The sequence below is a fragment of the Actinospongiicola halichondriae genome (assembly GCF_049103745.1).
GTDB classification, from domain to species: domain Bacteria; phylum Actinomycetota; class Acidimicrobiia; order Acidimicrobiales; family Salinilacustritrichaceae; genus Salinilacustrithrix; species Salinilacustrithrix halichondriae.
In genome coordinates this window covers 3404262-3424713 of the sequence record NZ_CP171622.1, presented here as the reverse complement: position 1 = coordinate 3424713, position 20452 = coordinate 3404262, and the positions used below count along the sequence as shown (strand labels likewise).

Annotated in this window: 22 protein-coding genes; 9 read left to right on the top strand and 13 right to left on the bottom strand. The window is 69.9% G+C overall.

The window, feature by feature from the left end; translation table 11 throughout:
- The first annotated feature begins 47 nt into the window (after positions 1-47).
- Complete coding sequence (locus AB8619_RS16945; RefSeq protein WP_436793806.1) at positions 48-1625, top strand: long-chain-fatty-acid--CoA ligase; 1578 nt, start codon at positions 48-50, stop codon at positions 1623-1625.
- A gap of 22 nt (positions 1626-1647) precedes the next feature.
- Positions 1648-4218, top strand: a complete 2571-nt coding sequence (locus tag AB8619_RS16940) for a LuxR C-terminal-related transcriptional regulator (RefSeq protein ID WP_436793805.1) — start codon at positions 1648-1650, stop codon at positions 4216-4218.
- Here the strand turns inward: AB8619_RS16940 and AB8619_RS16935 are convergent.
- A complete protein-coding gene (locus AB8619_RS16935) occupies positions 4202-4573 on the bottom strand; it encodes a hypothetical protein (protein WP_436793804.1) in 372 nt (123 codons plus the stop codon). The two genes, AB8619_RS16940 and AB8619_RS16935, sit on opposite strands and share 17 nt — an antisense overlap.
- 128 nt (positions 4574-4701) lie before the next feature.
- Positions 4702-5052, bottom strand: a complete 351-nt coding sequence (locus tag AB8619_RS16930) for a hypothetical protein (RefSeq protein WP_436793803.1) — start codon at positions 5050-5052, stop codon at positions 4702-4704.
- 178 nt (positions 5053-5230) lie between these two features.
- Here AB8619_RS16930 and serS point away from each other — a divergent pair, with 178 nt between their 5' ends.
- The 3 genes from serS (at position 5231) to pdxH (ending at position 9236) form a co-directional block, all read left to right on the top strand.
- Positions 5231-6535 carry a serine--tRNA ligase gene (gene serS, locus AB8619_RS16925; protein ID WP_436793802.1) on the top strand — a complete coding sequence of 435 codons (1305 nt, stop codon included), beginning with the start codon at positions 5231-5233 and terminating at the stop codon, positions 6533-6535.
- Entirely contained in the window at positions 6532-8451 is a 1920-nt protein-coding gene (locus AB8619_RS16920; RefSeq protein ID WP_436793801.1) for an acetoacetate--CoA ligase, read from the top strand. Before serS ends, AB8619_RS16920 begins: the two co-directional genes overlap by 4 nt.
- A 143-nt stretch (positions 8452-8594) precedes the next feature.
- The gene (pdxH, locus tag AB8619_RS16915) at positions 8595-9236 is read left to right on the top strand and encodes a pyridoxamine 5'-phosphate oxidase (RefSeq protein ID WP_436793800.1); all 642 of its coding nucleotides are present in this window, start codon (positions 8595-8597) and stop codon (positions 9234-9236) included.
- Between the two features lie 18 nt (positions 9237-9254).
- Here the strand turns inward: pdxH and AB8619_RS16910 are convergent, their stop codons facing one another.
- The 6 genes from AB8619_RS16910 to AB8619_RS16885 all read right to left on the bottom strand — a co-directional run bounded on the left by AB8619_RS16910 (position 9255) and on the right by AB8619_RS16885 (position 13139).
- The gene (locus tag AB8619_RS16910) at positions 9255-10079 is read right to left on the bottom strand and encodes an enoyl-CoA hydratase/isomerase family protein (RefSeq protein WP_436793799.1); all 825 of its coding nucleotides are present in this window, start codon (positions 10077-10079) and stop codon (positions 9255-9257) included.
- 10 nt (positions 10080-10089) lie between these two features.
- On the bottom strand, positions 10090-10674 hold the full coding sequence (locus AB8619_RS16905; protein ID WP_436796401.1) for a poly-gamma-glutamate hydrolase family protein: 585 nt from the start codon (positions 10672-10674) through the stop codon (positions 10090-10092).
- A 5-nt stretch (positions 10675-10679) separates the two neighbouring features.
- On the bottom strand, positions 10680-11564 hold the full coding sequence (locus AB8619_RS16900) for a cytochrome c biogenesis CcdA family protein (protein ID WP_436793798.1): 885 nt from the start codon (positions 11562-11564) through the stop codon (positions 10680-10682).
- Complete coding sequence (locus AB8619_RS16895) at positions 11561-12154, bottom strand: TlpA family protein disulfide reductase (protein ID WP_436793797.1); 594 nt, start codon at positions 12152-12154, stop codon at positions 11561-11563. Before AB8619_RS16895 ends, AB8619_RS16900 begins: the two co-directional genes overlap by 4 nt.
- A gap of 176 nt (positions 12155-12330) precedes the next feature.
- Positions 12331-12747 (bottom strand): WhiB family transcriptional regulator, encoded by a 417-nt coding sequence (locus AB8619_RS16890; protein ID WP_436793796.1) that lies wholly within the window; start codon positions 12745-12747, stop codon positions 12331-12333.
- Between the two features lie 149 nt (positions 12748-12896).
- A complete protein-coding gene (locus tag AB8619_RS16885) occupies positions 12897-13139 on the bottom strand; it encodes a hypothetical protein (RefSeq protein WP_436793795.1) in 243 nt (80 codons plus the stop codon).
- 141 nt (positions 13140-13280) lie between these two features.
- On the opposite strand from AB8619_RS16885, the gene AB8619_RS16880 reads away from it, so the two are divergent.
- Entirely contained in the window at positions 13281-14084 is an 804-nt protein-coding gene (locus AB8619_RS16880) for an acyl-[acyl-carrier-protein] thioesterase (protein WP_436793794.1), read from the top strand.
- On the opposite strand, the gene AB8619_RS16875 is transcribed toward AB8619_RS16880, so the two are convergent.
- A complete protein-coding gene (locus AB8619_RS16875) occupies positions 14024-15151 on the bottom strand; it encodes an MBL fold metallo-hydrolase (RefSeq protein ID WP_436793793.1) in 1128 nt (375 codons plus the stop codon). The two genes, AB8619_RS16880 and AB8619_RS16875, sit on opposite strands and share 61 nt — an antisense overlap.
- A 62-nt stretch (positions 15152-15213) precedes the next feature.
- Between AB8619_RS16875 and AB8619_RS16870 the strand changes: the two genes are divergently transcribed.
- Complete coding sequence (locus AB8619_RS16870) at positions 15214-16317, top strand: glycosyltransferase (RefSeq protein WP_436793792.1); 1104 nt, start codon at positions 15214-15216, stop codon at positions 16315-16317.
- Here AB8619_RS16870 and orn read toward each other — a convergent pair.
- The gene (gene orn, locus AB8619_RS16865; protein ID WP_436793791.1) at positions 16268-16840 is read right to left on the bottom strand and encodes an oligoribonuclease; all 573 of its coding nucleotides are present in this window, start codon (positions 16838-16840) and stop codon (positions 16268-16270) included. The genes AB8619_RS16870 and orn overlap by 50 nt on opposite strands.
- A gap of 36 nt (positions 16841-16876) precedes the next feature.
- Here orn and dut point away from each other — a divergent pair, with 36 nt between their 5' ends.
- Positions 16877-17332: a dUTP diphosphatase gene (gene dut / locus AB8619_RS16860; protein ID WP_436793790.1), complete on the top strand. Its 456-nt coding sequence runs from the start codon at positions 16877-16879 to the stop codon at positions 17330-17332.
- Entirely contained in the window at positions 17322-17828 is a 507-nt protein-coding gene (locus AB8619_RS16855; RefSeq protein ID WP_436793789.1) for a PaaI family thioesterase, read from the top strand. Before dut ends, AB8619_RS16855 begins: the two co-directional genes overlap by 11 nt.
- Before the next feature lies 1 nt (position 17829).
- On the opposite strand, the gene AB8619_RS16850 is transcribed toward AB8619_RS16855, so the two are convergent.
- The 3 genes from AB8619_RS16850 to AB8619_RS16840 are packed head-to-tail and all read right to left on the bottom strand — an operon-like array spanning position 17830 to position 20450.
- A complete protein-coding gene (locus AB8619_RS16850) occupies positions 17830-18186 on the bottom strand; it encodes a hypothetical protein (RefSeq protein ID WP_436793788.1) in 357 nt (118 codons plus the stop codon).
- A gap of 58 nt (positions 18187-18244) precedes the next feature.
- Positions 18245-19192, bottom strand: a complete 948-nt coding sequence (gene ligD, locus AB8619_RS16845; protein ID WP_436793787.1) for a non-homologous end-joining DNA ligase — start codon at positions 19190-19192, stop codon at positions 18245-18247.
- A gap of 10 nt (positions 19193-19202) precedes the next feature.
- Positions 19203-20450 (bottom strand): CaiB/BaiF CoA transferase family protein, encoded by a 1248-nt coding sequence (locus AB8619_RS16840; RefSeq protein ID WP_436793786.1) that lies wholly within the window; start codon positions 20448-20450, stop codon positions 19203-19205.
- Positions 20451-20452 lie beyond the last annotated feature (2 nt).

Here is a 20452-nt window from a genome sequence, read left to right as displayed (position 1 = left end):
GGCGAGGCGAGTGCGGGCTGGGGGTTCCGTGGTCCATCATGTGACCCATGGCACCGATCTCCAGCACCGCAGACGTCATCCGTACCCACGCCAAGGAGCGAGGTGACGGCGTCGCGGTGGTCCAGCCCGGCCCCGACGGCGCAGACTTCCGTCAGACCTGGGCCGAGCTCGACGTCCGGTCGAACCGCGTCGCCAATGCGCTCGCCGCCGCCGGTGTCGGCGCCGGCGACCGGGTCGCCTTCCTCGACAAGAACGGCTTCGAGTACTTCGAGGTGCTCTACGGCTGCGCCAAGCTCAACGCGGTCACCGTCAACATCAACTGGCGTCTCGCCCCACCCGAGGTGGCCTGGATCGCCGACAACGCCCAGGCGAAGGTGTTCCTGTACGGCAAGGAGTTCGCCGCCACGATCGACAGCATCCGCGGCGACATCCCGACGTGCGACACCTACGTCTGCCTCGAACCCGACGACAACGCTGCGGACTACGAGTCGTGGATGAGCGACGACGAGACCGACCCGGGCGTCGAGCCCAAGGGTGACGACGTCGCGTTCCAGCTGTACAGCTCCGGCACCACGGGTCTCCCCAAGGGCGTCATGCTCAGCAACGACAACCTGTTCGCGCTGCTGCCCGACGCCAGCGAGACCTGGGGCTTCACCCCGGAGATGGTCTCGATGGCCGCGATGCCGCTGTTCCACATCGGCGGCTCGGGCTGGGCGATGGCCGGCATGTTCAACGGTGGAACGACGGTGATCGTCCGCGAGCTCGACCCGGCCGCGCTGATCGACCTCATCGGCAAGGAACGCATCACCCATGCGTTCCTCGTCCCCGCGGTGTTCCAGTTCATGTTGATGATGCCCAACGTCGACGACGGCGACTACTCGAGCCTCGAGATGCTGGTCTACGGCGCCTCGCCCATCACCGAGGAGGTGCTGGCGGCATCGGTCACGAAGTTCGGCTGCAAGTTCGCCCAGGCGTACGGACTCACCGAGACGACCGGTGCGATCGTGACCCTCCCGCCCGAGGACCACGATCCGAACGGTCCCAACAAGCACCGTCTCCGCTCGTGCGGCAAGGCCAACTCCAACGTCGAGCTCAAGATCGTGGACCCCGACAGCGGCGAAGAGGTTCCCGTCGGCGAGGTCGGCGAGATCATCGTCCGCACCAACCAGAACATGGTCGGGTACTGGCGGAACGAGCAGGGCACGAAGGACGCGTTCACCGACGACAACTTCTTCCGCAGCGGCGACGCCGGCTACCTCGACGAGGACGGCTACCTCTACATCCACGACCGCATGAAGGACATGATCGTGTCCGGCGGCGAGAACGTGTATCCGGCCGAGGTCGAGAACGCGCTGATGAAGCACCCGGGAATCGGCGACGTCGCGGTGATCGGCGTGCCGGACGACAAGTGGGGCGAGGTCGGCAAGGCGATGGTCGTCAAGGCCGACGGTCAGGACCCCACGGAGGAGGAGATCCTCACGTACGCCCGCGGTGAGCTCGCGGGGTTCAAGATCCCCAAGTCGGTCGACTTCATCGACGAGATCCCCCGCAACCCGACGGGCAAGATGCTCAAGAAGGACCTGCGTGCGCCGTTCTGGGAAGGGCGCGACCGTCAGGTCAACTGACCCCGGCTAGCTTCTGCCGCTCATGGCGGCACCTGCGCTCGTGGGTCGTGATGCGCTGATCGACGAGATCGTCGGCTGGATCACGCGAGATCGTCGTGCCTTCGCGCTCCTGCGCGGGCCCGCGGGGGTCGGCAAGACCTCGCTCGCGGCCGTGGTGCAGGAGCGTCTGGACGTCGAGGGGGTGCCCACCCATCGGGTCCGTGCGACCGAGTCGTCGCGGATGGTGCCGTTCGGGGCGCTGGCACCGCTGCTCGCCGGCGGGCCGGAGCCGTCCAGTGGATGGGGGCACCCGGCAGCAGTGCTGACCGCGCTGATCGAGTCGGTGCGTGGCCGGTTCGGTGATCAACTGGTGCTCTTCGTCGACGACCTGCCGTTGCTCGACGCCGGCTCACTCACCGCGGTGCTCCAACTCGGCGAGCACGCCGGCGTCCAGGTCGTGGCCACCGCACGGGACGAACACGGCGTCCCCGAGTCGTTCTCCTCTGCGGCCTCGGGGGCCACCGGGCGGACGTGGTCGGTGGCGCCGCTCGACGACGCGGCCATCGAGGAGATCGCCGTCGGGCTGCTCGGCTCCCGGCTCGTGCCCGGCTCGGTCGAGCGGCTGTGCCGCGCCGCTCTCGGCATCCCGCTGGTGGCGATCGAGTTGGTTGCCGAGGCCACGCGGGTGGGGACGGTCGAACCCAGCCCCAGCGATCCGGGCGCGGTGGTGTTGGGCGACCTCCCGCTCTCGGCGCGACTCCGCGACCTGGTCTCGGTCCGCATCGAACACCTCGACGACGCGATGCGCGCGGCCACCGAGTTGGTGTCGGCGGGGCGTCCGCTCCCGATCTCGGCGGTCGACCCGGTGGTGCTCGAGCGCCTCGAGGAGGCTGCGGTCGTCGACGTGGCCGACGGCACGGTCGAGTTGGCCCATCCGCTCATCGGTGAGGCGGTGCGGGAGACGACGCCGACGACTCGTTGGGCGCGACGCATGGGGGAGGCGGCGGCGATCTGGGCGGCGCTGCCGGCCACGCCCGACACCGTCCTGCGGACCGTGGTCATGCGACGTGCCGCCGGCGAGACGGTGGACGAGGCTGATCTGCTGATTGCCGCTCAACGCGGTCTCGACCTGCTCGATCACCGCCTGGTCATCGAGCTGTTGACGCCGCTGGCCGACGACCGTCACCACGAGGCGCTGGTGCTCCGGGGCACCGCACGCTCGGCCATCGGCGACGACGCTGCGGCCGGCGACCTCCGGGTGGCTGTCGACACCGCGCCCGACGACGCCGCGCTGGCCCGGGCAGCGCAGCGGCTCGCGCTCGAACTGGGGACTCGCCAGAACGACGCCGTGGCTGCCGCTGAGGCCGCACGCAAGGCGTTTCATCTGGTCGACGACGAAGCGCCCCGGCAGTTCCTGCATGCCGAGGTCCGCAAATGGGAGCTGCTCAGCGGCGAGGCGGTCGCGGGGACCGCACCGTCGACCGATCCCGCAGCGCGACTCAACGAGTGCGCCGTCGGTGCCGTCGTCGCCGCCATGTCGGGCCAGCTCGACGACGCCGATCGGCTGTCGGCCGAGGGCATCCCGCTCGCCCGCCAGCTCCGCGACGTCCTCACCTACGGCGAGGAGCTGTTGCAGCTCAGCCGGATCCTGGCCATCGGCTTCCGGGGTGACGCCCAGGCGATGCTCCGTGCCGTCGACGAGGCCCGGGAAGGTTCCCAGGTGAGTGGTCGGGGCCGCGATGCCGAGGGTCTGTGGGCGTTCCTCGAGGCGTCGGCCCACTACTCGGCCGGAGCGTTCGAAGCGGCCGAGACCGCGGCGATCGCCGCCATCCACGGGCTGGTCGAACGCGACTTCATCGGCCTCGAACCGGCGGCGCGTGGCGTGTTGGCCGGGACCCTCGCCCGGTCGGGACGCAGCGCCGATGCGGAGACCGAGATGGCCGCACTCCCCGCATCGGCTCGGGACGACCAGCGAGCGGCGCTCCTCGTCGCCCGAGCCGAAGCCGCGTTGGCCCACGCCGACGGCCGTTCGGCCGAGGCCGTCGACACGCTTGTCGTGGCGGCGCGTACCGCGATCGCCGGAGGCTTCGGCGCCATGGCTGCCGTCACGGCCCATGACGCGGTACGCCTCGGAGGTGCGAGCGAGGTCGTCGACCTGCTCGACGAGGTCGCGACGACCGCCGACGGGGAGTTCTTCGCGCTGCTGGCCTCGCATGCCCGTGGCGTGGCCGAAGCCGATGCCGCCGCGATCGACGTCGCGGCCCGTCATTTCGCCGAGTTGCACCTGGTGGGCATCGCTGCCGAGGCGAGTGACGATCTGGCACGGGTGCTGCGAGGGGCACGATCACCCGGCGCGGCCGAAGCCGAACGCCGAGCGATCATGCTCCGCTCGATGGTTCCCGCCACCGATGTGGTCACGCTCACGCAACGCGAGCTGGAGGTCGCCCGTGCCGCCGCCGGTCGCCGACGCAGCCGAGAGATCGCCGCCGATCTCGGGCTGTCGGTCCGCACCGTCGACAACCACCTCCGCTCCGTCTACCGGAAGCTGGGGATCGGCGGCCGCGACGAACTGGACGACGCCCTGCGCGATGTGGGGCTCAGTCCCGACAGTTGACCTCGCCGTCGGGGTAGACGGCGATCACGGTCTCGTCGTCGTCGACCACGCCGTTGGCGATCATGCAGTCCATGATCCCGCCGTCGTCGGCCGAGCCCTCGACGAAGATCTTGACGGTCTTGTCGTCGACCATCTCGTATTCGTCGAATCCCATGGCGGTCTTCATGGCCGATGCCTTGGTCTCGAGACCGGTGGCGTCGAGCACGTCGCCGATGTTCTCCGCGTCGGCGAGTGCATCGGTGTCGATGTCGCCGACGGGCGTCTCGACCGTCGTGGTGTCGTCGTCGTCACCGCACGCAGCGAAGACGAGCAGGAGTGATGCCGCCGCGGCGACCGTGGTGCGTCGAATGCTCATGCATCTGACGCTACGAACGGCAGCGACACCGGGCCCTGAGCAATTGCTACCTAGATGGGGTTGCCGACGGATGGAAAACGCCGGCGGCGTGCGCCGCCGGCGTGGTCCCCACCGTGGACAGGACGGTGCTACCCGAGTTCGGGCAACGGCGGCTCCTGCGCCGCCAGGCGTGCCTTCGCGGCACGGATGTTCGTGCGCCGCTTCCAGAACTTCTGCTTCCAGTGTCGATACTCGCGACCAGGGCTGCTGGTCGGGGCGCTCGCCGCCGCGATCGTCGTCTCCTTCGGGTCGATGTCGACCCGAGTGTGGTGCGGCCTGGGCGGCACCAGTTCTTCGCCGAGTTCGGTGTCGGCGTGGGCAAGCAACTCGTGGGTCCGGTGTCGGGCCCTCCGATTCTCTGCCCGGCGTTGTTCCTTGTTGGGTGCCGGGTGGGCCGCGCTGGGTGCGGCTTGCTTGGACGAACGATGGCGGTTTGACATGGCGCTCCTCGTCGTATGAGGGACGCCGGAGCGACCCGGCGCCCGTTGTGGTCGACCGTCCCGGATGACCCGGTCCGGCCACGAGCCGATCATATGACGTGAACGCTCTCCGTGCTGGGCGGGTGCTCCGGAGCAACGCTGTGCTCGTCAAAAGCCCGCCTCCACTACCGTCAGCGCGGTGCTCGACCTGCGCCGAATCCGTTCCGAACCCGATGTCGTGCGCGCGGGGCTGGCCCGCAGAGGGGCCGACCTGGCCGCGCTCGACACCGTCCTCGACCTCGACGAGCGTCTCCGGACCGTCACCACCGAACGCGACGATCGGCGCGCCCGGGTCAATGCCATGTCGAAGCAGATCGGGGAGCTGTTCAAGGCTGGCGAGCGCGAGCAGGCCGAGGAACTGAAGGGCGAGTCGAAGGCCCTCGGCGACGAGGAGAAGGAGTTGGCTGCCGCTGCCGACGAGATCGACGGGGCCATCCGCGACACGCTCCTGCGGATCCCGAACCTCCCGTCCGCCGATGCACCCGACGGAGCGAGCGAGGACGACAACGTCGTCCTCCGTACGCATGGCCCGGGGCCCGAGACGTTCGCCGAGCACCAGCGCGTGCCCCACTGGGACATCGGCACCGAGCTCGGGATCATCGACGGCGAACGGGCGGTGAAGATCAGCGGGTCGATGTTCACGATGTACCGCGGCTGGGGCGCACGCCTGCTGCGGGCGATGATCGGCCACAGCCTCGACAGCAGCGCCGACGAGTCGTTGGGCGCCGTGTGGGAGGAGATCCGTCCCCCGACCCTGGTCAAGACCGAGACCATGATCGGGACCGGCCACCTCCCCAAGTTCGAGGAGGAGGCGTATCACGTCGAGCGCGACGACCTCTGGACGATCCCGACCGCCGAGGTCCCGCTCACGTCGATGGCCGCGGGCGAGGTCCTCGACCACGCCGACCTGCCGATGCGTTTCACCGCCTACACGTCGTGCTTCCGTCGGGAGGCGGGCGCCGCCGGCCGCGACACCCGTGGGCTGTTGCGGTCGCACGAGTTCGACAAGGTCGAGCTCATGGCCTACGCCGACGGTGAGGAGATGGCCATCGAACTCCAGGAGGAGGTCCTGGCCCGCAGCGAGCGACTGCTCCAGGAGTTCGGGCTCAGCTATCGGATCCTCGACCTCTGTGCCGGCGACCTCGGCGGCTCGGCCGCCCGGACGTGGGACATCGAGGCCTATGCGCCCGGTGTCGGCGAGTGGCTCGAGGTCAGCTCGGTCAGCTGGTTCAGCGACTACCAGGCTCGTCGTGCCGGCGTCCGGTGGAAGCAGGCCGGAGAGAAGGGCACGAACATCTGCCACACGGTCAACGGGTCGGCGATGGGGTGGCCCCGCACCGTTGCGGCCGTGCTCGAGACCCACCGTCAGCCCGACGGCTCGGTCGCCATCCCCGAGGTCCTCCAACCGAGGCTTGGCGGCGCCACCCACATCCCTGCGCCGTGACCGGCGAGAGGGAGACCCCGCTGTGGACGCCGTCGCCGGAGCGGGCCGAGCTGACCCGGATGGCGGGGCTGATGGCGCGCTTCGGCGTCGACGACTACCCGGCGCTGCACCGGGCGTCGGTCGACGAGCCCGAGCGGTTCTGGGGAGCGTTGTGGGACGAGTGCGGCCTCGTCGGCGACCGGGGTGAGCGGGTCCTCGACCCGGGGGCGTCGATGCCCGAGGCCCGGTTCTTCCCCGACGCCCGGCTGAGCATCGTCGAACACGTCGTGCGCCACACCGGTGCCGAACCGGCGATCGTGGCCGTCGACGAGCAGGGCACGACCACCATCTCGTGGGACGACCTCGCGATCGAGGTCGGGGCGATGGCTGCGGCACTCGCCGCCGACGGGGTGTCGGAGGGCGACCGGGTCGCGATCTGGCTGCCCAACGGGATCGAGGCCGTCGTCGCCATGCTCGGCGCCGCGGCGCTGGGGGCGGTCTTCTCCTCGACCAGTCCCGACTTCGGCGCGGCCGGCGTGCTCGACCGCTTCGGCCAGATCGAGCCCACCGTGCTGTTCGCCGTCGACGGCTACGACTACGGCGGCAAGCACTTCGATCGCCGCGACGTGAAGGCCGAGATCGTCGCCGGGCTGCCGACGCTCGCTCGTACCGTCACGATCGGCGACGACTACGACGCCTACCTGCGTCCCCACCGCGGGACCCCGGTGCCCATCGAACGTCGCCCCTTCGACCATCCCTGGTACGTGCTGTTCTCGAGCGGCACCACGGGCAAGCCCAAGTGCATCGTGCACGCCACCGGCCGGGTCCTGCTCCAACACGCCAAGGAGCACCAGTTCCACTGCGACCTCGCTGCGGGCGACCGCCTGCTCTACGTCACGACCTGCGGGTGGATGATGTGGAACTGGCTCGTCTCGGCGCTGGCGTCGGGCGTGACGATCGTGTGCGTCGACGGCAACGTCGTGCACCCGAGCCCGGCGCGGCTCTGGGATCTGGTCGACGAGCACGGTGTCGACTTCCTCGGTGTCGGCGCGAAGTACCTCGACGCGCTGGCCAACCAGGGCTACTCGCCGATGGCGAACCACGACCTGACGTCGTTGAAGACACTGGCGTCGACCGGTTCGCCGCTGAGCCCCGAGCGATTCGCCTGGGTGTACGACGAGGTGAAGGCCGACGTGCATCTGGCGTCGATCAGCGGAGGCACCGACCTGTGCGGCTGTTTCGTGCTCGGTGATCCGACCTCGTCGGTGCACGCCGGCGAGATCCAGCGGCCCGGCCTGGGCATGGCCGTCAACGTCTGGTCCGACGGGGGCGAGGCGCAGCCACCGGGCGTACGGGGCGAACTGGTCTGCACGCAGCCGTTCCCCAGCCAGCCGATCGAGTTCTGGGACGATCCCGGCGGCGCTCGTTACCGGGCCGCCTACTACGAGCGGTTCCCGGGGGTCTGGCATCACGGCGACTTCGCGTCCTGGACCGAGCGTGGAGGGATGCTGATCCACGGCCGCAGCGACACGACGCTCAATCCCGGCGGCATCCGCATCGGGACGGCGGAGATCTACCGGGTGGTCGAACAACTCGACGGCATCGCCGAGGCACTGGTGTTCGGCCAGGAGGTCCCCGACGCCGGCGGTGGCGCCGACGACGTCCGCATCGTGTTGCTGGTCGTGCTCGACGCCGGCGTGACGCTCGACGACGACCTGCGGTCGGCGATCGCCTCGGCTGTCCGCTCCGGATGCTCCCCGCGTCACGTACCCCGCCTCATCGTCGCGGTCGACGAACTCCCACGCACTCGTTCGGGGAAGCTGGTCGAGATCGCCGTCGGCGACGTGGTCAACGGGCGGACGGTGCGCAACACCGAGGCGCTCGCGAACCCCGAGGCGCTGTGGGCGATCCGCGACCACCCGGGGCTCGAGCTCTAGACGCGACTGTGCCCCCCACCGCCCAGGACGGTGGGGGGCGAGGAGCCCCAGGTACGGGCAGCCTGCGGCTCCGGCCCAGGTACTTAACCGGGACGAATGGGACCTAGAACCAGGAGACCGAAGTCCTCGGGTAGACCGGAGCCATGGACAACACCGAGCTGTCGCAGCGACGGATCCAGTACGAGACCGAGGGCTTCTCCGTGGGCCAGGCGGCCGACGAGCCCCTCGACCAGTTCGACGACTGGTACGGGCAGGTGGCCGACCAGCTGGTGCAGCCGAACGCCGTCGTCCTCGCGACGGCTGACGGCGGCGGCATCCCGTCGGTCCGGACCGTGCTCCTCAAGGGGGCCGACGAGCGGGGCATGGTCGTGTACTCGAATGCGAACTCCACCAAGGGTCGAGCGATCGCCGCCAACCCCCGGGCCGAGCTGCTCTTCGTCTGGATCGAGGTCCACCGCCAGGTCCGCGTCGCCGGCCGGGTCGAGTTGGTGAGCGACGAGGAGGCCGACGAGTACTTCGCGTCGCGTCCACGCGGCGCACAGCTGGGCGCGTGGGCGTCGGCCCAGTCGTCGGTGGTCGCCGACCGGGCGACGCTGGAGGCCGACGTGGCGTCGGTCGCCGCGCGGTTCGGCGATGGCGAGATCCCGCGCCCGCCCAACTGGGTCGGCTATCGGGTCGTCCCCGAACAGTGGGAGTTCTGGCAGGGACGCCCCGACCGTCTCCACGACCGTGTGCGGTATCGGCGTCACGACGTCGGATGGACGCTCGAGCGCCTGGCCCCCTGACGGACCGCTCCGGTCGGGTCAGGCCAGGTCGTCGTACATCGCCGCGAGATCGAGCTCGACCTCGCGGGTCTGCCCACCGAGTTCGAGGAACCGCTCCATGCGGGCGAGCGCCTCGGGGTCGGCCAGCAGTCGGTTGAACCGCTGACCCTCCTGCAACATCCCGGGCGTGGGGTCGGGGTCGGCTGCGAGCACCGAGGCCTTCGCCTCGGCGAGCGCGCCCGCCGGGAACGATGCGATGCGTCGAGCGAGTTCGTCGACGTGGGCGTCGAGGCCGTCGGCGGGGACGACCTCGTTCACCCAGCCCCATGCCGCTGCCGTTGCCGCATCGACGTCGCCACAGCCGAGGATGATCTGCATCGCCCGACTCCGGCCGACGAGGTGGGCCAGGCGTTGGGTGCCACTGCCGCCGGGGAGGATGCCGAGTGCGACCTCGGGCTGGCCGAGGACCGCGGTGTCGGCGACGATGCGCATGTCGAACGACGCGGCGAACTCCGCCCCGCCTCCGCGGGCGATGCCGGCGATCTGGGCGATCGTGACCTTCGACATGGTGCGGAAGCGGTCGACCATCGCGTGGAAGAAGTTGAGCTCGGTCGGCTCGACGTCACCCTGATCGCGCGGGAGCTGGAGGATCATGCCCACGTCGGCGTGCGCGATCCAGAAGTCGGGATCGGCCGACGACACGACCACCACCCGGACGTCGTCGTCGCTCGCCACGCGTTGGCCGAGGGCGTCGAACGCGAACATCAGCTCGACGTCGAAGAGGTTGATGGGCGGGTGGTCGATCACGACGCGGGCGACACCCCCGTCGACGTCGACGCGCAGGCCGGCCAGGTCGTCGTACATGGCGCGGACCCTAGGTCAGCGCCGCGACGAGCCCTTCGATCAGGTCTTCGGTGTGCGGAGCGGGCCAGGTGCCGTCCCACCCGTTCCAGAACGGCCCGTTGCCCCGGACTCGGGGTGGGAGTTCGATCTGCACGCCGTCGTTCGTGGGCAGGTTGACCGGGTTGTCGGCGTGCACCCCGCGCAACGGGGCGGGGATGTCGTCGAGGTCGTCGATCACCTCGTAGCAGGGCAGGGCCGCGCGCAGGTGGGTGGCGATGTGGGCAGCCAGATCGCGGTTGCGGCCGCCGAGGAGCACGGTCGTGAACATCGACCGACGGCCGTACCCGTGGATGGTGACGACGCGGTCGACGTGGTCGACGAACCGAGCGAGCGTCGGCGACTCCTCGGGTCGGAAGGCCTGCGAGGGGATGTGCCAGCGCAACGTCTCGGGCTGCGTGACCAGGTAGCTCGAGCCGCCGATCCGATCGGCCACTGCGGCGGCGATGTGGTCGGTGCCGACCTCGAGATTGCCTCCGTGGTACGCCATCACGCCCGTGGTCGACCGCAGCGTCGACGTCTCCTCGACGCCCGGATGGGCGAGGAGCTCGGTGAGCAGACCGCTCAGGAGACGGGCTCCGGCTCGTCGTCCCGGTCGTCCGAACGCAGGCTCGACACCAGGACGCTGATGCAGACCATGGCCACGATCGAGCCCAGCAGGATGAGCCCGAACCGCGTGGCCCCCACGTCCTGCACGAGGGTCGACACGTCGGCCGACCACCGCTCGACGAGGTCGACGGGTCCGCCGGCGGTCGTGGGGTCGTTGCGGACCCGGAGCGAGAACACGCCGTACCAGGCGACGTAGGCGCCCATGATCACCATGAGCACACCGGCGACCTTGTTGGCGTACTGCATGCCGGTCCGCATGAACTTCACCACCGAGTCACGCGCCAGGGCGATGGCCACGGTGAGGGCGGTGATCACCAGGCTCATACCGGCGGCGTACATCAACAGCACCGACACGCCGGACACGAAGTTCGTCCGGGAGAACACGTTGACGATGGTGGCGATGAAGATGCCGATCGTGCAGGTGAGCGACGCCACGGCATACGAGACGCCGTAGAGGAACATCGAGAACAGGCCCTGGTTCTTGCCGCCCTTGTTCAGCTTGGGGAGCCGGGCCGTCATCTCGAAGCCGGCGACGGTGACGATCCCGAAGACGACGAGGCCGATGCCGATCACGATCGTCGCCCACGGGGCGTACTCCTGCACCGTCGACGAGATCGGCCGCAGGGCGATCCCGACCACGCCGAACACGACGACGAAGCCGAGCGAGACGGCGAGGGCCACCGGGATCGCACGCAGGACCGACTCGCCCTTCGAGGGGACGCGGTCGCCCTCCTTGCCGAGGAAGAATCCGACGTAGGCCGGCAACATGGCGAAGCCACACGGGTTGACCGCAGCGACGATGCCCGAGGCGAACGCCAGTGCCAGCGGGGCGTCGATCACGTCGACACGCCCAGGTGCTCTTCGATCAGCGAGCGGAGTCGATCGGCGTCGAGGGCGCCGCCCTGGATCTCGACCACCTCGCCGTCGGCGGAGATGAACATGGTCGAGGGCATCTGCACGATCTCGGCGGCGCCGACGATGTCGCCGCGGATGTCGCGGGACCAGTCGTAGGTGACGCCGGTGTCGTCGATGATGCCGGAGGCGTCCTCGGGGCGGTCCTGCACTGCGAGACCGAAGAACTCGACCCGTCCGGCCATCTGTTGCGACACGGCCTCGAAGTCGGGGAGTTCGCCGATGCAGGGCGGACACCAGGACGCGAAGAAGTTGACGACCATCGGCGTGCCGTCGAACAGGTCGCGGATGGTGCCGGTCGTGCCGTCGACGTCGGTGAACTCGACGTCGAGCACGTCGCGCTCCTCTCCGTCGTCGGGCCGGAGCTCGACCGTCGTCCCACCGGATTCGACCGACGCCTCGTCGTCGTTGCCACCGGCGATCACGAGGACCAGGGCGGCGGCGGTCAACGCGAGCACGGTGGCGGCGACGACGGCCTGCCAGGGCAGAGCGGAGCGGAGGCGGGAGGGTGCAGACATGACGAAGGTGGGAACCCGACGGTACTGCCGTCGGATTCCCACCTCACAGCAGGAGATCGTGCCGCGACGGGTCGGAGCTCGACCTGACCGTCCGGAGACGGTCGTCGTCACTCCGACCCGCCACTGACCCAAGCGGCGATTGGGGATCTCGCGTCAGGTCCGGGTCGCGACCCGGACTAGGCGATACGGCGCTCCACCTGGAGGCGGAGGGCCTGGGGGACCTCGACGTGGACGAACTCGTCCTCGGGGCGAGGGTTCTTGGGCGGCCGGCCCCGCCGGCGCTTGGCCAGCAGGATCTTGCCGCTCTGGAACAGCTGGCCACCCCAGACGCCGAGCGGCTCCTTGCGGGCGAGTGCTCCTTCGAGGCACTGCTCCATCACCGGGCACGAGGCGCAGATGCGCTTCGCGGCGGCGATGTCGAGCAGTTCTTCGGAGAAGAACAGGTGCGCAAGGGTTCCGTCGGCCTCGGCGCAGGCGGCGTCGGCCCAGAAGGACGTGTCGACCTCGAGGGCGAGGTCGAGCACCGGGCGCTCGAAGCCGGCGCCCGTGTAGCCGGTCTGTTCGATGTCTTCTGTCTCGAGTCGAGCGAGCATGGCTCGCTCCCTTCTGTGCTCGTGTGCTGGCTGGGAATCGGTGAATGGGACTGCTGGATGGAGATCTGATCGATCAGTGGCCCGAGAACCAGAAAGGCCGCCGGATTCTCATCCGACGGCCTCTGCGGTCCTTGCGTCCTGACGGTTGGTCAGGATGTGGAGTGCAGAGGCCATCGATCGTGGAAGTCGACCTTGGTCATCGCCTTGCGACCGAACTCGGACCACACGATGGCCGTGATGGCGGCGGTGGTCGGGTTGGCGGCGGTGGCCGGGTTGGCGTTCGCGAGATATGCCGGAGCCGTGACCGCGGAGGTCTGGGCACAGGTGCGAGCGCGCGTGACACCGGCGTTCGGGTCGATCGCCTGGATGAAGCGGGTGGTGGTCGTGAGCATCGGTGTCACCTCTTTTCGGTGTCGAGTCGAGCCGCGTGGGATGCGCCCCTGCGGTTGATGTCCGTCATGGCACCACGTCGGTGACACATTCGTCAACGGAATAACGAAAAGAATCCGCAATCTTTCCGGCACCATGGCGTGGTGACCGACAACTCGCCCGACGATCCGCTCGACATCGACCTTCCGTCTGCCGGCCGGATCCACTCGCATCGCCGTCGGGTGCACCTCGCCGATGCGTCGCCGAAGGGCCGGGCTCGACTCGACGCCCTGGCACGGATGTTGCAGGACGTGAGCGACGAGGACACCACCGCCGCCGGCTTCCCGCCCGACGAGCCCTGGGTGGTCCGACGGGTCGACATGGGTATCGAGTCGTTCCCGGCCTTCCGCGACATGGTCACGGTGTCGACATGGTGTTCGGGCATCGGCGGCCGGTGGGCCGAGCGCCGGGTCCGCATCGAGGGCGACAACCGCGGTCGCGTCGATGCCGCCGTGTTGTGGGTGCACCTCGACGCCCAGGGACGTCCCGCTCGTCTGCCCGACCGCTTCGGCGACCTCTACGCCGAGGCGTCCGGCGGTCGCAAGGTGCGAGCACGCCTGCACCACGACGCGATGCCCGGCGACGCCGCCACGGTGGCGTTCCCGCTGCGGCTGACCGACTTCGACCTGATGGGACACGTCAACAACGCGGTCTCGTGGATCCCGGTCGAGGAGGCGTTCGCCGCTCGTCGCGAGCTCCAGGCGCCGCTGCGGGTCACGCTCGAGCACCCGGGGCCGATCGACCCGGGCGACGCACCGGAGATCGCCGTGGTCGACGTCGACGGTGGATTCGATCTGTGGCTCGGGGTCGACGGCGAGGCGCGCTCGAGCGCCCGGGTGCGTCGGGTTCAGCGCCCGGCGGTCGGGGGCGCAGCGGGCGAGGACACCGGTTCGGGGACCATCGCGTAGTGCAGATCGTCGCCGACGCGTCGCGAGGTCATCTCGCCGGCGTGGCGGAGGTGCTCGAGGTGGGCGTAGGTCTCGGACTCGGCCATGCGACCCCACGAACGTTGCCGGAAGAGGTGGTGCGAGAGCTCGACCACGCTGGTCTCGCCGACGGCGGTCGATGCGTCACGCAGCTTCTGGAGGCGCTCGTCGTGGTGGTCCTTGATCTCCTGGCAGCGGCCGGCGACATCGGTGAACTCGAGGCCGTGTGCGGGGAGCGCCAACGACAGGTCGCCGAGGTCGGCGACGCGGTCGAGGCTGGCGAAGAACTGCGCGAGGGGATCGGCGCCGGCGACCAGGCCGCTGATGTGGGGTGTGATCGTGGGCAGCACGTGGTCGCCCGACAACACGATGCCGTCGGTCGGGGAGTAGAGGCAGAGGTGGTCGTTGGTGTGGCCGGGCGTGTGGACCGCCACCCACTCGCGGCCGGCGAAGGTGACGACGTCGTCCTGGTTGACCCGACGGTTGGGTTCGGGCGCCTTCATCCAGCGGCGGCCGATGGTCTTCATCATCCCCATCTTGAGGCGACGGTCGAGCGGGGGCTTGAACGTGCCACCACCCCACGGCTGCTCGATCTCCCACGGCTTCGCGCCGCTGCGCATCGCCGCGGTGTCGTCGCCGTCGACGGGCGCGTCGAGCACGCTGTCGGGCAGTTCGTCGGGGCCGGCGTCGTCGCCCTCGTCGGGGTCGAGCCAGGTACGGAACGCGGCGTGTGTCAGTACGTCGGCACCCGCCTCGTGACGCAGGATCCCGGCTCCGCCGAAGTGGTCCGGGTGGCTGTGGGTCACGATGACGGTGTGGACGTCCTTCACGCCGTAGCCGGCCTTGCCCAGGCGGTCGACCAACGCGTTCCACGATGCCTTGCCCGGGAGTCCCGGATCGACGACGGCGAGACCCCGGTCGTCGCACAATGCGTAAGTGTTCACGTGGCCCAGACCGGGCAGCGAGATCGGGAGTTGCATGCGGAGGATGTCCGGCGCGACCTCGACCACCTCGGTGGAAGCGTCCTGCTGTTCCTGGCGCGTGACCATGTCCTGGCTCCTTGTCGTCCCTCCGGTCGACCCTACTTGACCGTCCGGTCAAGTCCTCCGGGATGAGTTCCGTCGACCTCGGCTTCGTGGTCGTCCGGCTGCTCGCCGGCGTGTGGCTGCTGTGGTCGGTGCCACGCCTCACCGTCCGGCCGGGAGCACTGTCCACGGCCCGCCGCGACGTGTCCGTCGTGATCCCGGCTCGGGACGAGGCCGACACCCTGCCCGGTCTCCTGGCGACGATCCCGACCGACGTCGAGGTGATCGTCGTCGACGACCACTCGACCGACGGCACCGCGGCCGTGGCCGTGGCCGGTGGCGCTCGCACCATCGTGTCCGATCCGCTCCCCGATGGTTGGACCGGGAAGGCTTGGGCGTGCGAGCAGGGGGCAGCAGCCGCCACCGGGACGACACTCGTCTTCGTCGACGCCGACGTGCGCTTCGGTGAAGGGGGCTTCGACGCGGTGCTCGACGCGCACGGGCGTCAGGGCGGACTGCTGAGCGTGCAGCCGTTCCATCGCCCCGACCGTCCGGCCGAGCACCTGGCCGCGATCTTCAACGTCGTCGCGTTCGCCGGAACCGACGCGGCGTCGCCGCTGGGCCGGCGTGCGGGAGTCCGTGGCGCGTTCGGTCCGGTGCTGGCGACGAGCCGCGCCGATCACGACGCCGTGGGTCGGCACGAGTCGGTTCGCTCGTCGGTCGTCGACGACGTCGATCTGGCGAGGCGGTATCGAGACCTCGCGTTGCCGGTGACGATCCGGGCCGGGGCCGGGGCCGTCTGGTTCCGGATGTACCCACGCGGGTTCGGGCAGATGGTCGAGGGCTTCACCAAGAACCTCGCCTCGGGGGCCCGGAGCGTCCGGCCGCTGACCGCGCTGCTCGTCCTCGCATGGCTGACGTTGGCGGTGCAGGCATCGGTGGCGCCGGTGCGTGCCGCGTTCGGAGGCGGCGAGATGGCATGGCCGCTCGGTCTCTACGCCCTGGTCGCCGCACAGGTCTGGTGGATGGCGCGACGGGTGGGGAGCTTCCGGACGTGGGTGGCCGCGGCGTTTCCGCTGTCGGTCGTGCTGTTCCTCGCCGTGTTCGTCCGCAGCACCGTGGCCACGGTCGGCGGGTCGGTCAGCTGGCGGGGACGTCGGGTGTCGACACGCCGCGGGCCTCGTCGCTGAACATCGTCTCGCGGTAGTACCGGAGCTCCTCGATCGACTCCCGGATGTCGTCGAGCGCCCGATGCGACCCGGCCTTGTCCGGCGCGCCCTTGACGACCTTCGGAGCCCAGCGTCGGCCGAGCTCCTTGAGCGTCGACACGTCGACGCTGCGGTAGTGGAGGTACTCCTCGATGTCGGCGAGATAGGTCGCGAGGAACCGGCGATCGGTGCCGATCGAGTTCCCGCACAGCGGGACCGAACGCTCCTCCGGGATGTGCTCGCGCAGGAAGGCGAGCGTGGCTTCGCCCGCCTCGGCCAGCGACAGCGGCGACGACCGGATCCGCTCGAGCAGGCCGGAGTCGGTGTGCATGGCCAGGACGAAGTCGTCCATCTCGGCGAGCTCGGCCTCGGTGGCGTGCACCACCAGGTCGGGCCCCTCGGCCACGATGGCGAGGTCGTCGTCGGTGATGATCGTCGCGATCTCGACGATCACGTGTCGGGCCGGATCGAGTCCGGTCATCTCCAGGTCCATCCACGCCAGCATCGGCGGCGACCGTACCGCCCTCGTAGCCTCCCTGCCGTGTCGACCCCTCCGTCCGCTCTCCAGATCCCCATCCGGCGCCTCGACGCCGACTTGCCGTTGCCTTCGTATGCCCACGCCGGCGACGCCGGCGCCGACCTCCACGCTCGTGAGGACGCCACCATCGCCGCCGGCGGCGGCCGGGTGTTGATCGCGACCGGGGTGGCGATCGCGCTCCCCACGGGGTGGGCCGGCTTCGTCCAGCCGCGTTCGGGTCTGGCGTTGCGCCACGGCGTCACGGTGCTCAACAGCCCCGGCCTCATCGACTCGGGTTACCGCGACGAGTTGAAGGTGATCCTCGTCAACACCGACCCCACGACCGACTACGAGGTGCACCGCGGTGACCGGATCGCGCAGCTCGTGATCCGGGCCGTCGCCGAGGTGGCGTTCGAGCCCGTCGACGAACTCCCGGGAAGCGATCGAGACCTCGGGGGGTTCGGTTCGAGTGGCCGATGAACGCAACCGCACCAAGACCCGCCTGACGAACGAGCAGTGGGGGTTCTCCTCGAACTGCTTCGTCTGCGAGCCTGCGAACGGGGCGGGACTGCGCATCCCGTTCTTCCACGACCACGAGCGAGACATCGTCACGGCGGAGTTCGAACTCACCGATGCCTTCTCCGGCGCCCCCAGCTACGTGCACGGCGGCGTGAGCCTCGCAGTGCTCGACGAGGTGCAGGCATGGGCGACGATCGCCGTCGCCGGCAAGTTCGCGGTCACCACGAGGACCTCCGCCGAGTTCCTCCGGCCGGTGCGGGTCGGGAAGACCTACACGCTCGAAGGTGAGGTGGTGTCGGTCGACGGCGACACCATCGCCACGGTCGGTCGCATCCTCGACCCTCGCGGCGAGGTCCGGGTGCAGAGCGAGGCGACCTTCCTGGTGCTGTCGGCCGCCATCGCCGCCGACGCGATCGGTGAGGTCTCGGGCGACGACACCGCGTTCCTGCGCGACTGAGTCAGTCGATGTCGTCGACGGCCGTCTTGGTGAAGGTGATCCGCCGGCCGTCGTCGCCGACCTCGACCGCACCGACGGTCGCCTCGATGAGTTGCCCCGACAGCTTCTCGCCCGCGCCGTCGTTGCGGCCGGCCGGTCCGTCGACGACGACCTCGACTCCCATCTTCCCGCGCTCGATGGTGAAGGCGATGGTGAGGGTCCCGTCGCGGTCGGCGCCGTCGAGCAGGACCTGGCAGACCTCGCCGATGGCCAGACGGAGATCCTCGACCTCGTCGTAGCTGAAGCCGGAGCGGGTGGCGAGACCGGCGATGGCGACGCGGGGCAGGCGGGCGTAGGCGAGCACTGCAGGGATTGTCATGCGGATGACGTCGCTGCTCACCTCGTCCACCTCCTCGTCCCGTCGATCGCGTCCGACATTACGGCGTCGCGGTCACCTCGCTCGGATCGACGTCGATACGCCGTCCTGCATACGTCGGATGACGGAGGCGTCCCTCCGAGGTCCACTCGGCGTACTCGACCTCGACCACGACCTCGGGCTCGACCCAGGTCACTCCACGGAGTTGGTTCGCGGGCGGCAGCGGGTCGAAGGGGGAGGCTTCGCGCTCGACGAAGAGGTCGGTGAGGACGTCGATCTCGCGGTCCGACAGGCCGCTCCCGACCCGGCCGGCGAAGCGGAGCGGTCCGCCGGCGGGTTCGTGGTACCCGACGAGCAGGCCGCCGATCCTCCCCGCCCGGCCACCGTCGCCGGCGCCCCACCCGCCGACGACGAACTCCTGCCGACGGCGGATCTTGACCTTCACCCAGTCCTTGGTCCGGCTCCCCGGTCGATACGTGGAGTCGCGACGTTTGGCGACGACGCCTTCGAGCCCGGCCGCATCGGCGGCGTCGAGCAGCGCCCGGCCGTCGTCGTGGGCGTCGGGTACCTGCCAGTGCGCACCTGGCTCGACGAGGTGTTCGAGCAGACGGCGTCGGTCGACGAGCGGCAACCCGGTCACGTCTCGTCCGTCGAGGGCCAGCAGGTCGAACAGACACAGCACCGCCGGCACGGCAGCGGCACGCTCGGCTGCCTGGCGCGGGTTCGACACGTGCATCCGTTGCTGGAGGCGACCGAAGTCGGGCCGTCCGCGGTCGTCGAAGGCGACGACCTCGCCGTCGAGCACGGCCGACTCGACGCCGAGCGCGTCGGTCAGGCCGACGAGTTCGGGGTACGAGGCGGTGGCGTCGTTGCCCGTCGCCGAGGTCAGACGCACCCCACCGTCGTCGATGGTGACGACCAGACGCATGCCGTCCCACTTGATCTCGTAGAGCCACTCGTCGCTGACGGGCAGCGGGCCCGACGTGGCCTTCATGGGCAGCGGGGTCATGGGGCTGGGGTCATGGGCGGGGCTTGGGTGGGCGCGCCACCAGAGCGCCGGCGGTCTCGAGGTCGTCGATCTCCTGGTCGGTCGCTCCCAGCAGATCACGGCACACGGCGCGGTTGTGTTCGCCACGCCACGCCGGCGGTCCGACCACCTCGGCGCGCGCGTCGGAGAATCGCCACGGTGCCTGCGGGATGGCGAACGACCCTCCGGAGCGATCGTCGACCTCGACGATCGATCCGCGGTGCGTGACGAACTCGGATGCAGCGAGGTCCTCGACCGACTGCACCAGACCGGCGGCCAGGCCCACGTCGTCGAGCAAGGCCATGAGGCTGTCGGCATCGGGGACGAGCGCGGCGAAGGCCCGGAAGTCGTCGCGCAGTCGAGGCCCGTGCGTGGTGCGGCCGTCCCAGGTGCGCATCGCCGGGTCGGCCAGCAGGTCGTCGCGTCCGAGCAGGCGGAGGAACGACTCGTAGGCCACGCCGCCGGGATCGCCGGCGACGCTGACCCGCTGGCCGTTCGCGACCTCGACGACGGGCGACCAACCGCTGCCGAGGATCGCTGGGTCGCCGGCCTCGGTCTCGCCGGCCAGTCGCTCCTGGGCGTGCTCGTTGATGAACAACATCGCGTCGATCATGCAGACGTCGACCTGTTGGCCGCGGCCGGTGGCGTGGCGTTGGTGCAGGGCGGCGAGGACGCCCGAGAGCGCCAGCAGGCCGGTGTAGACGTCGCCGTGCGAGAAGGCGTCGTTGGCGAGCACGGCCTCGCCGGCGACCGTCTCCTGATGCTCGAGTTGGTGGTGGGTCAACCCGCCGACGGCGTGGGAGACGACGGCATAGGCCCGGCGGTCGGCCCAGGGGCCGGTCTGGCCGAACCCGGTGATCGAGGCGTAGATGACCCCGGGGTTCTGGGCTGCGACGTCGTCGTATCCGATGCCCCACTTCGCGCACACGCCGGGCCGGAAGTTCTCGAGGACGATGTCGACGCTGGAGGCGAGGCGTCGGAGCAGCGCACGGCCCTCCGCGGTGTCGAGATCGATCGACACGTTCTCCTTCCCGCTGTTCTGTTGGGCGTAGTAGCCGCTGATCGAACCGTGGCGTGGGATCGAGAACCGGGTGAGATCGCCCGCCGGCGGTTCGACCTTGACCACCCGAGCGCCGAGGTCGGAGAGGGCACGGCCACAGATCGGCCCGGAGAGCACCCGGGTGAGGTCGAGGACGGTGATGCCCTCGAGTGGGCTGCGGCGATCGTCCCCGTTGGTCACGT